This is a genomic window from Streptomyces mobaraensis NBRC 13819 = DSM 40847 (assembly GCF_017916255.1).
Classification (GTDB): domain Bacteria; phylum Actinomycetota; class Actinomycetes; order Streptomycetales; family Streptomycetaceae; genus Streptomyces; species Streptomyces mobaraensis.
This window is the reverse complement of the sequence record NZ_CP072827.1, coordinates 356,304-369,061: the sequence shown is the minus strand read 5'-3', so window position 1 is coordinate 369,061 and position 12,758 is coordinate 356,304. Positions and strand designations below refer to the sequence as shown.

At 77.3% G+C, this 12,758-nt stretch carries 1 protein-coding gene; it reads left to right on the top strand.

All coding sequences use genetic code 11. The features are described from left to right. Positions 1 to 62: 62 nt before the first annotated feature. Complete coding sequence (locus J7W19_RS01300; RefSeq protein WP_004945016.1) at positions 63 to 12,734, top strand: non-ribosomal peptide synthetase; 12,672 nt, start codon at positions 63 to 65, stop codon at positions 12,732 to 12,734. Positions 12,735 to 12,758: the final 24 nt, after the last annotated feature.

Here is a 12,758-nt window from a genome sequence, read left to right as displayed (position 1 = left end):
CCCCGGCACGCGTACCCCCACTCCCACCCCCTACGAACGACCCGGAAGGCGCCATGCCAGAGGTGACCAGCGACGCAGGACGGACCCTGGAGCTCACGCGAGCCCAGGAGGGCGTGCTCTCGGCGCAGCGGATCGACCCGGAGAACCCCGGCTACAACGTCGGCCAGTACGTGGAACTCAAGGGCCCGCTGGACGTCCCGGCCCTGGAGGAAGCCCTCCGCCGCACCCTCGCCGAGGCCGACGGCCTGCACGTCCGGCTCGCCGAGCGCGACGGCCGCACCGTACAGGTCCCCGTCCCGTTCGACGCCGCCGCCTGGCACCTGCCCCGCCTCGACACCACCGGCGCCGCCTCCCCGGTGGACGCCGCCGTGGAGCTCGTCCGCGCCCAGCTGTCCTGCCCGCCCCGGCTCGACGCCGCCGACGGCGAACCCCCGGCGCTCACCGGCTCCCTGCTGGTCACCGTCGCCCCCGACCACCACCTGTGGTTCCAGTACTTCCACCACCTGGTCGTCGACGGCTACAGCGTCGCCCTGTTCACCCGCCGCGTCGCCGCCGTCTACACCGCGCTCGTGCACGGCGAGCCGGTCCCCGCCTCGCCGTTCGAGCCCGTCGCCCGGCTCGTCGAGGCCGACCGCGCCTACCTCGCCTCCGACCGGCCCGCCGCCGACCGCGCCTACTGGACCGGCCGGCACACCGGCCGCCCGGCCGCCACCGGCCTCACCGAGCAGACCGCCCAGGCGTCCTCCACCTTCCTCCGGCACCGCGTCACCCTCGGCGCCGAGCGCTCCGCCGCCGTCCTGGCCCGCGCCGACGGCGTCCGCGCCACCTGGGCCGAGGCCGCCACCGCCGGTGTCGCCGCCTACCTGCACCGGATGACCGGCACCCCCGAGGCCGTCCTCGGCATGCACTTCATGGCCCGCAGCGCCCCCGGCACCCTCCGCGTCCCCGGCATGGCCGTCAACGTGCTGCCCGTCCGGCTGTCCGTCGCCGGCACCGACACCCTCCCCGACCTCATCCGGCGCGCCGCCGGAGAGCTCAAGGACGCCCGCCGCCACCAGCACTACCGCGGCGAGGACATCCGCCGCGACCTCGGCCTCGTCGGCGGCGACGCGCGGCTGTACGGGCCGATGCTCAACATCAAGCCCTTCGACCTCGACCTCGACTTCGCGGGCGTCCCCGGGCACACCGTGAACCTCGCCTCCGGCCCGGTCGAGGACCTGTCGGTGTCGGTCACCAAGAGCCCCGACGGCGTCCTGCACCTGGAGTTCGACGCCAACCCGGCCCTCTACGACACCGCCACGCTCGCCGGCCACGCCGAGCGCTGCGCCGACCTCGTCGCCCGGCTCGCCGCCGACCCCGACCTCACCCTCGGCCGCGCCGAACTCCTCGCCGACGGCGAGCGGGAGGCGGTCCTGCGCACCTGGAACGCCACCGAACGGCCCCTCGCCGCCACCACCCTCGTCGAGCGCGTCGCCGAACGGACCGCCGCCACCCCCGACGCCACCGCTGTCATCTTCGAGGACACCCTCCTCAGCTACCGCGAACTCGACGCCCGCGCCGAGGCGCTGGCCCGCCGGCTGGCCGCCGCCGGGGCCGGACCCGACACGATCGTCGGCGTCGCCGTGCCGCGCTCCGCCGAGCTGATGACCGCCCTCCTCGGCGTCCTCAAGTCCGGCGCCGCCTACCTGCCGCTCGACACCGACTACCCGGCCGACCGGCTCGCCGCCATGGCCGAGGACGCCCGCCCGGTCCGCGTCGTCACCGTCCACGCCGTCCTGGACCGGCTCCCGGCCGCCTTCCGCGAGAACGCCCTGCTGCTGGACGAGGCGTACGAGGACGGCGAGGGCGCCGCCGCCACCCGCCCCGCGTCCGAAGACGCCGAGAACGCCGCCGTCACCCGCCCCGGCCCCGACGACGCCGCCTACGTCATCTACACCTCCGGCTCCACCGGCCGCCCCAAGGGCGTCGTCGTCACCCACCGCGCCATCGTCAACCGGCTCGCCTGGATGCAGCACGCCTACCGGCTGCGCGCCGACGACCGCGTGCTCCAGAAGACGCCCGCCAGCTTCGACGTCTCCGTCTGGGAGTTCTTCTGGGCCCTGTGCGAGGGCGCCACCGTCGTCCTCGCCCGCCCCGAGGGCCACAAGGACCCCGCCTACCTGGCCCGGCTCATCGCCGAACGGCACGTCACCACCCTGCACTTCGTCCCCTCCATGCTCCGCGCCTTCCTGGAGGAGCCGGCCGCCGCCCGCTCCTGCGCCGGACTGCGCCGCGCCTTCTGCTCCGGCGAGGCCCTCCCCGGCGACGTCGTCGAGCGCTGGTACGACGCGCTGCCCGAGGTGCCGCTGCACAACCTGTACGGGCCCACCGAGGCCGCCGTCGACGTCACCTACCACCGCACCCGGCCCGGCGCCGGCACCGTCCCGATCGGCCGGCCGGTGTGGAACACCCGCCTGTACGTGCTGGACGCCGAGCTGCGCCCGGTCCCGGTCGGCGTCCCCGGCGAGCTGTACCTCGCCGGCGTCCAGCTCGCCCGCGGCTACCTCGACCGCCCGGGCCTGACCGCCTCCCGCTTCGTCGCCGACCCGTACCGGCCGGACGGTACGCGCATGTACCGCACCGGCGACCTCGTCCGGTGGGCCGTCGACGCGCACGGCGACGGCGTCGTCGAATACCTCGGCCGGACGGACGACCAGGTCAAGGTGCGCGGCTTCCGCATCGAACTCGGCGAGATCGAGGCCGCGTTGGAGGCGCTGCCCGGCGTCGCCGCGGCCGCCGTCACCGCCCGCGCGGCCACCCCCGGCGGCGCGCGCCGCCTCGTCGGCTACGCCGTGCCCGCCGCCGGGCGGACCCTCGACCCCGAGGAGCTGCGGGCCGCGCTGGGCGCCACGCTGCCCGAACACATGGTCCCGCCGGTCGTCGTGCTCCTCGACGTCCTGCCGCTCAGCCTCAACGGCAAGCTCGACCGCAAGGCCCTGCCCGACCCGGCGCCCGCCGCCGCGCCCGCGACGCGCGCCCCGCGCACCGAGGCCGAGCGGGTGCTCGCCGAGGTCGCCGCCGACGTCCTCGGCCTGGACGCCGTCGGCGTCGACGACAACTTCTTCTCCCTCGGCGGCGACAGCATCTCCGCCATCCAACTCGGCAGCCGCGCCCGGCAGGCGGGTTGGGGCGTCACGCCCCGGACCGTCTTCGAGCGCAAGACGATCGCGGCCGTGGCGGCCGTCGCGGAGCGCCTGGCCGGGGACGGCGGCGCGACCGAGGACCGCCGCGAGGACGCGACCGGCCCGCTTCCCGCCACCCCCATCACCGAGTGGCTGCGCGAACGCGGCGGCCCGGTACGGCGGTTCGCCCAGACGACCGTGGTCACGGTCCCCGCGGGGCTGGACCCGGAGCGGCTCACGAGGGCGCTGGGCGAGCTGACGCGCCATCATGACGCGCTGCGGATACGGCTGGTGCCCGGCGGTGCCGTCGGCACCGAGTCCGGCGGGTACGGCGCGGTCGCGGACCGGAGGGACGGCCGTGCCGCGGTCGTCGAGCGCGAGGCCGGTACCTCCGGGTCCGCCGCGGACCCGTCCGCGACCGGTGCCGGGTGTCGTCCGGCCCCCGGCACCGGCGACACGGACGCCGGTGCCCCCACGTGGACCACCGAGATCCTCCCCGTCCACGCCGCCCCCGGCATCGCCCTCCACCGCGTGGACGCCACCAGGGAGGGCGACCCCGACGCCGCCGTCGAGCGCGAGCGCGCCGCCGCCGTGGACCGCCTCGACCCCGACGCCGGTACCGTCCTCGCCGCCACCTGGTGCGACCTCGGCCCCGACACGCCCGGCCGGCTCGTGCTGGCCGTGCACCACTTGGCCGTCGACGGCGTCTCCTGGCGCGTCCTGCTGCCCGACCTGCGGGCCGCGTACGAGGGCGAGGCGCTCGCGCCGGCGAGCACCCCGCTGCGCCGCTGGGCGAAGGGCCTGCACACCGCCGCCGCCTCCGACGCCGTCCGCGCCCAACTGCCGCTGTGGCGCGAGGTGCTGGAGTCCGGCGCCGGGTCGCTCGTCGGCGAGCGGGCCGTGGACCCGGCCCGCGACACCGCCGCGACCAGCCGCACCCTGCGGCTGACCCTGCCCGCCGACCGCACCGCGCCGCTGCTCGCCGACGTGCCCGCCGCCCGCCGGGCCGGGGTCGACCACGTGCTGCTCACCGGCCTCGCCCTGGCCGTGCTCGGCCGCCGCCGCGAGCGGCGGGGCGCCGCGGCCCGCGCCGACCTGCTGCTGCGCCTGGAGGGCCACGGCCGCCAGGACCACCTCGTCCCCGGCGCCGACACCTCCCGCACCGTCGGCTGGCTCACCAGCGAGTACCCCGCCCGCCTGGACCTGGAAGGCGTCGACCCGGCCGACGTCGGGCGCGCCCTGACCCTCGTCAAGGAGCAGCTCCGTGCCCTGCCGGACGACGGCACCGGGTACGGCCTGCTGCGGTACCTCGACCCCGAGGCGCGTGCCGTGCTCGCCGCCGCCCCCGCGCCGCGGCTGCTCTTCAACTACCTCGGCCGGTTCGCCGCCGGCGACGCCCCCTGGACGCCGTCCGGCGACGCGTTCGCCGCCGCCTGCGACCCCGAACTGCCCGCCGCGCACGCCCTGGAGGTCGGCGCGTTCGTCCACGACCGCGCCGGAGGCCCCGAGCTGACCGCCGTCTTGACCTGGCCGGAGGGCGTCCTCACCGAGGACGCCGTCCGCGACCTCGGCGACCGCTGGTTCCGCGCGCTGGACGCGCTCACCGCCTGGGCCGCCCGGGCCGGCGAGCCCCGGCCCACCCCCTCCGACGTCCCGCTCGCCGGGCTCGGCCAGGCCGCGCTCGACCGCGTCCTCGACGCCCGGCCCGGCACCGAGGACGTCTGGCCGCTCTCCCCGCTCCAGGACGGCCTCCTCTTCCACGCCCTCTACGAGACCGGCGCCGACGGCCTCTACACCTCCCTCACCGGCCTGGAGCTGACCGGCCCGCTCGACGAGGCCGCCCTGCGCCGCGCCGTCGACGCGGTCGCCAACCGCCACCCCGCCCTGCGCGCCGCCTTCGACCACACCGCCGCCGACCGCCCGGTGCAGACCGTCGCCGCCCGGGTCACCGTCCCGTGGACCGTCCACGACCTCACGGACGCGCCGGCCGACGCGGTGGAGGCCGTCGAGACGGCCGAGGCCACCACCCCGTTCGACCCGGCCCGGCCGCCGCTGCTCCGCTGCGCCCTGCTGCGCCTCGGCGCCGAGCGGCACCGGCTGGTGCTGACCCGCCACCACCTCGTCATGGACGGCTGGTCCACGCCCGTGCTGCTGCGCGAGGTCATCGCCGCCTACGCGGCGGGCGGCGACGCCTCCGCCCTCCCGCCCGCCGCCTCCTACGCCGACCACCTGGCCTGGCTCGCCCGCCAGGACGCCGCCGCGCACACCGCCGCCTGGCGGACGGCGCTCGACGGCCTGACCGCCCCGACGCTGCTCGCCGACACCCTGGCCGACGGTGACCCGGCCGCCGGCGCCACGGCCGGCGAGGTCGACCTGCCGCTGCCCGCCGCGACCGCCGCCGCCCTCACCGCGCTCGCCCGCGACCACGGCCTGACCCTCAACACCCTCGTGCAGGGCGCCTGGGCGGTCCTGCTGAGCCGGCTCACCGGCCGTACCGACGTCGTGTTCGGCGCCACCGTCTCCGGCCGGCCCGCCGACATCCCCGGCGTCGAGTCCATCGTCGGCCTCTTCAGCAACACCATCCCCGTCCGCTTCACGGTGGACGAGGACGAGACCGTCGCCGCCGCCCTCGCCCGCCTGCAGGGGCAGCAGTCGCGGCTGCTCGACCACCAGTACGCGGGGCTCGCCGACATCCAGGCCCAGGCCGGGCTCGGTACCCTCTTCGACACTCTCCTGGTCTTCGAGAACTACCCCGTCGACGCGGACGAGTTGACCGCCCCCGACCCGTCCGGCCGCCCCGGGCACCTGCGCGTCACCGGCATCGGCCACCGCGGCGCCACCCACTACCCGCTGTCCGTCCTCGTCCTGCCGGGCGACGCCCCGCGCATCACCGTCGAGTACCGGCCCGACACCTTCACCGCTGCCCGCGCCACCGACTTGGGCGCACGCCTGCTGCGGCTGCTCGACGCCATGGCCGCCCGCCCGGACGCGCCCGTCGGCTCCCTCGACGTCCTCGCCCCGGCCGAGCGCGACACCCTGCTGCACGCCTGGAACGCCACCGAGCGGGCCGTGCCCGCCGGCACGGTCGTCGACGCCTTCGAGGCGCAGGTGGCCGCGACGCCCGACGCCACCGCCGTCGTGTGCGGCGGGCGGCGCCGGACCTACGCCGACCTGAACGCCCGCGCCGACGCCGTCGCCCGCCGCCTCACCGCCCTCGGCGCGGGACCGGACACCGTCGTGGCCCTGGCCCTGCCCCGCTCCGCCGACCTGGTCGCCGCCCTGTTCGGCACCCTCAAGGCGGGCGCCGCCTACCTGCCGGTGGACCTCGACCACCCGGCCGACCGCATGGCCCTGATGCTGGAAGACGCGGCACCCATCGCCGTCCTGACGACCCGTCAGGAGGTCGCGCGCCTGCCCCTCGACGGCCGTACCACCGTCCTCCTGGAGGACGTGCGCGACGACGGCGACCCGGGCGTCACCCCGCGCCGCCCCGGCCCCGACGACCTGGCGTACGTGATCCACACCTCCGGCTCCACCGGCCGCCCCAAGGGCGTCCAGGTGCCGCACCGCGGCCTGGCCAACATGCTCGACCACCACCGCGCCACCGTCTTCGCCCGCGCCGTGGACGCCGCCGGCGGGCGCCGGCTGCGCGCCGCGCACACCGCCTCGTTCTCCTTCGACTCCTCCTGGGAACAGCTCCTCTGGCTGGTCTGCGGCCACGAACTGCACGTCTACACCGAGGAGTCGCGCCGCGACCCGCAGGCCCTCGCGGCCCGGCTGCGCGCCGACCGGATCGACACCCTCGACGTCACCCCGTCCTTCGGCCGCCAGCTCGTCGAGTGGGGCCTGCTGGACGGTGAGAGCGACGGGGAGGGGCACCGTCCGGTGCTCTTCCTGCTCGGCGGCGAGGCCGTCGACGAGGCCCTGTGGACCCGCATCCGGGACACCGAGGGCGTCATCGGCCACAACTTCTACGGCCCCACCGAGTACACCGTCGACACCCTCGGCGCCGCCCTCGACGACAGCCCCGCGCCGTCCGTCGGCCGGCCCATCGCCAACACCCGCGTGTACGTGCTCGATTCCCGGCTGCGCCCGGTCCCGGCCGGCGTCCCCGGCGAGCTGTACATCGCCGGGCCCGGCCTCGCCCGCGGCTACGGCAACCGGCCCGGCCTCACCGCGTCCCGCTTCGTCGCCGACCCGTACGGCCCGGACGGCACCCGCATGTACCGCACCGGCGACGTCGTCCGGTGGCGCGCCGACGGCACCCTCGACTACCTCGGCCGCGACGACGACCAGGTGAAGATCCGCGGCTTCCGCGTCGAGACCGGCGAGGTCGAGGCCGCCCTCGCCGCCCTGCCGGACGTCGCCCAGGCCGCCGTCCTGGCACGCGGCACGGCGGGCGGCGTCAAGCGCCTCGTCGGCTACGCCGTCCCCGCGCCCGGCACCACCGCCGACCCGGCCGGCCTGCGGGCCGCGCTCGCCGAGCGGCTGCCCGAGTACATGGTCCCGGCCGCGATCGTCCTCCTGGACGCGCTGCCGCTGAACGTCAACGGCAAGCTCGACCGGCGGGCCCTGCCCGAGCCCGGCGCCGACGCCTTCGCCGGCGCGGCCGGCGGCGGCCGGGCGCCGCGCGACGAGCGCGAGGCCCTGGTGTGCGGCGCGTTCGCCGACGTCCTCGGCCTGCCCGCCGTCGGCCCCGACGACGACTTCTTCGCCCTCGGCGGCCACTCGCTGCTCGCCACCCGCCTCGTCGGCCGCGTCCGTACGGTCCTCGGCACGCCCGTCACCATCCGCGACCTGTTCGACGCCCGCACCCCGGCCGCCCTCGCCCGCCGGCTGGACGGCGCGGGCGCGGACCGCCCCGGCCCCACCGCCGGACCGCGCCCCGCCGAGGTGCCGCTGTCGCCCGCGCAGGCCCGCCTCTGGTTCCTCCAGCAGCTCCAGGGCCCGAGCACCGCCTACACCATCCCCTGCTCGCTGCGGATCGACGGACCGCTCGACGCCGACGCCCTGCGCGCCGCGTTCGCCGACGTCGTGGCCCGCCACGAGGCGCTGCGCACCGCCTTCCCGGACACCGACGGCCGCCCGTACCAGAAGGTGCTGCCGTCCGAGGAGGCCCGGATCCCGTTCGAGGTGCGGCAGGTCGCCCCCGAGCGGCTGGACGAGGCCGTCGCCGAGGCCGGCGCCCGCGCCTTCGACCTGGCCGCCGCGCCCCCGGTGCACGCCACGCTGCTCACGGCCGGACCGGAGACGCACGTGCTGTGCGTGGCCCTGCACCACATCGTCGGCGACGAGTGGTCCGAGGGCGTGCTCCTGCGCGACCTCGACACCGCCTACGCCGCGCGCCGTCAGGGCACCGCGCCCGCGTGGCAGCCGCTCCCGTTGCAGTTCGCCGACCACGCCCTGTGGCAGCGCGACCTGCCCGCCGACGAGCGGCTGACCGCCTACTGGACCGAGCGGCTCGCCGGCCTCCCCGACGAGCTGACCCTGCCCGCCGACCGCCCCCGCCCGGCCGAGCCGACCGGCCGCGGCGGCGCCGTCCGGATGCGGCTGCCGGACGCCCTGCACCGGGCGCTGCGCGGCTACGCTCACCGCGCCGGCGTCACCCCGTTCATGGTCACCCAGGCGGCCGGCGCCCTGCTGCTGGGCGCCCTCGCCGGGAGCACGGACGTCGCCCTGGGCACGCCCGTCGCCGGGCGCGCGGACGAGGCCGTCGAGAACGTCGTCGGATTCTTCGTCAACACCCTCGTCCTGCGGCACGACCTGACCGCCCCCGAGGGTGCCGCGCTCACCTTCGACCGGCTCGTCGAGCGGGCCCGGGAGACCGTGCTGGGGGCGCTCGCCCACCAGGACCTGCCCTTCGACCGGCTGGTGGACATCGTCGGCCCCGAGCGGTCGCTGGGCCGGCACCCGCTGTTCCAGGTGATGGTCCAGCACCGCAAGGAGGCCGCCGGCCTGGACGCCCTCTTCGGCGCCCGGACCGCGCTGCTCCCCGATCCGCTGCACGCGGCCCGCTTCGACCTGGCGTTCACCTTCGTGGAGTCCGCCGACGGCGCGCACACCGACCTCACCGTCATCCACGCGGCCGACCTCTACGACCACGCCACCGCCGAACTCCTCGCCGAGCGGCTGCTGCACGTCCTGGAACAGACCCTCGCCGCCCCCGGCCGGCCCCTGGACCGCGTCGAGGTCACCAGCCCGCGCGAGCGCCGGGCCCTGGCGGGGGAGTGGAACGCCACCGAGCACACCGTGGCCCCGGGCACCCTCGTCACCCGGTTCGCCGAGCGACTCGCCGCGACGCCCGACGCGACGGCCGTCGTGTACGAGAGCCAGAAGCTGACGTACCGTCAACTCGACGAGCAGGCCGGTGAGCTGGCCGGGCGGCTGGCCGCCCTCGGCGCCGGGCCCGACCGGATCGTGGCCGTCGCCGTGCCGCGCTCGGCCGAGCTGATGGTCGCCCTGCTGGGCGTCCTGAAGTCCGGCGCCGCCTACCTGCCGCTGGACCTCGACCACCCGGCCGATCGGCTGACGGACATGGTGGCCGACGCCGCGCCGGTCGCCGTGGTGACCGTCGGCGCCGTGCGCGACCGGCTGCCGCGCCTCGACGGGACGCCCGTCGTCCTCGCCGACGAGCCCGGCCCGGCAGCCGCCGCCCCGGTGGAAGCCGCGCCGCACCACGCCGCGTACGTCATCTACACCTCCGGCTCCACCGGCCGCCCCAAGGGCGTCGTGGTGACCCACGAGGCCATCGTCAACCGCCTCGACTGGATGCGGGAGACGTACGGCATCCGGCCCGCGGACCGGATCCTCCAGAAGACCCCGGCGAGCTTCGACGTCTCCGTCTGGGAGTTCTTCCTGCCGCTGGTCGGCGGCGCGGCCGTGGTCCTGGCCCGGCCGGGCGGGCACCGCGAGCCGGACTACCTGGCCGCCCTCGCCGCCGACACCGGCGTCACCACCGCCCACTTCGTCCCGTCCATGCTCGCCGCCTTCACCGCGGCGGCCGAGCAGGACGAGGCGATCCGCGCCGGGCTGCGCGGCGTCCGCCGCGTCTTCTGCTCCGGTGAGGCGCTGCCCGCCGCCGCCGTGGACCGGTTCGCCGCGCTGTGGCCGCACATCGAGCTGCACAACCTGTACGGGCCGACCGAGGCCGCCGTCGACGTCACCCACCACCGGGCCGAGCCCGGCGCGGGCGTCGTCCCCATCGGCCGGCCGGTGTGGAACACCCGCCTGCACGTCCTGGACGCGGCCCTGCGCCCGGCCCCGGTCGGCGTCCCCGGCGAGCTGTACCTCGCGGGCGTCCAACTCGCCCGCGGCTACCTCAACCGCCCCGGCCTGACCGCGTCCCGCTTCGTCGGCGACCCGTACGGGCCGGCCGGCAGCCGCATGTACCGCACCGGCGACCTCGTCCGGCGCCGCGCCGACGGTTCTGTGGAGTACCTCGGCCGCACCGACGACCAGGTGAAGATCCGCGGGTTCCGCATCGAACTCGGCGAGATCGAGGCAGCGTTGACGGAACTGCCCGCCGTCGCCCAGGCCGCCGTCGTCGCCCGGCCCCTGGCACCCGGCGGCGCCCGGCAGCTCGTCGGCTACGCCGTCCCGGCCCCGGGTGCCACGCCCGACCCGGAGGACCTGCGCGCGGCCCTCGCCGCCAAGCTTCCCGAGCACATGGTCCCCGCCGTCGTCGCCCTGCTGGACGCGCTGCCGCTGAGCGTCAACGGCAAGCTCGACCGCAAGGCCCTGCCGGAGCCGGGCCGGGCCGCCCGCCCGGCGACCCCCGCCCGTGCCGAGCGCACCCCGGCCGCCGCCATGGCAGCCGTCTTCGCGCAGGTCCTGGGCCTGCCCGAGGTCGGCGAGGACGAGAACTTCTTCGCCCTCGGCGGGGACAGCATCGTCTCCATCCAGCTCGTCGGCGCCGCCCGCAAGGCCGGCTTCGCCGTCGCCGCCAAGGACGTCTTCCAGCACCCGACCCCGGCCGCCCTCGCGGCGGCGGGCGGCACGGCCCCCAGCGAGGAACCCGTCGCCGCGCCCGTGGCCGAGGACGGCGAGCTGCCCCTGCTGCCCGTCGTGCACTGGCTGCGCGAACGCGGCGGTCCCATCGACCGGTTCAACCAGTCGGTGCTGCTCACCGTCCCGGCCGGACTGCGCGCCGAGCCCCTGCGCGCGGCCCTCGCCGACCTCGCCCGCAACCACCCGGCCCTGCGCCTGCGCCTGGACCGGACCGACGGGCTGTGGACGCAGGAGATCCTGCCCGCCGACACGGCCCCCGCCGTGACGGACCCGGCCACCCTGCGGCAGGCCGACCTCACCGGCCTGGACGCCGCCGCCCTGCGGGACCTGCTCGTCAAGGAGGCCGACGCCTCCGCCGCCGCGCTCGACCCCGCCACCGGCACCGTCCTGCGCGCCGTGCACGGCGACGCCGGGCCGGACGCCGACGGCCGGCTCCTGCTGACCGTCCACCACCTGGCCGTGGACGGCGTCTCCTGGCGCGTCCTGCTCCCCGAACTCGCCGAGGCGTACGCGGCCCGGGCCGAAGGCCGCACCCCCGCCCTCGAACCCGAGGCGACCGGGCTGCGCACCTGGACGGCTCGACTGCTGGAGCACGCCCACACCCGGGCCCGCGCCTCCGAGGCCGCCCACTGGCGCACCGCGCTCGCCGGGCCGCAGGCACCCCTGTCCCGTACGCCCGTCGACCCGCGCCGCGACACCACCGCCACCCTGCGGACCCTGCGCCGCACCCTGCCCGCCGACCGCACCGAACCGCTGCTCACCGCCGTGCCGCAGGCGTTCTCCGCCGGCGTGGACGACGTCCTGCTGGCCGGTCTCGCGCTCGCCGCCGCCGGCTGGCGCCGGGCCGCGAACCCGGCCCTGCCCGCCGCGTACACCGGCGCCCTCCAGATCGACCTGGAAGGCCACGGGCGCGGGGGCAGCGACACCGCCGGGCTCACCCCCGACCTGTCGCGCACGGTCGGCTGGTTCACCACCGTCCACCCCGTCCGCCTGGACGTCTCCGGCCTCGACGTGGCCGCCGCCCTGGCCGGCGGCCCGGCGGCCGGCGACGCCCTCAAGCGGGTCAAGGAGCAGCTGCGGGCGGCCCCCGACCGCGGACTCGGCCACGGCCTGCTGCGCCACCTCAACGCCCAGACCGCGCCGCTGCTCGCCGCGCTCCCCGCCTCCCAGCTCCTCTTCAACTACCGGGGGCGCACCGACCACCAGGGCGGGCCGCGCGACGGTCGCTGGCCGTTCGCCCCCGACGCGGAGCGGGCCGCCGTCGCCGAGGGCGCCGCACCCGACCCGGCCATGCCGGTGCCGTACCCGCTGGAGCTCGACGCCGTCGTCACCACCGGCGCCGACGGCCGGCCGGAACTGGCCGTCGAATGGAGCTGGCCGCGGGCGCTGTTCACCGACGACCAGGTGGCCGACCTCGCCGACCGCCTGTTCGCGGCGCTCGACGCCCTCGCCCGGCACACCGCCGACCCGCACGCCGGCGGCATCACCCCGTCCGACGTCCGCCTGGTCAGCCTCGACCAGAAGCGCATCGACCGCCTCGAAGCCCGCCTGCGCAGGCGCCGATGAACCCCGACCCGCAGCCCACCGCCC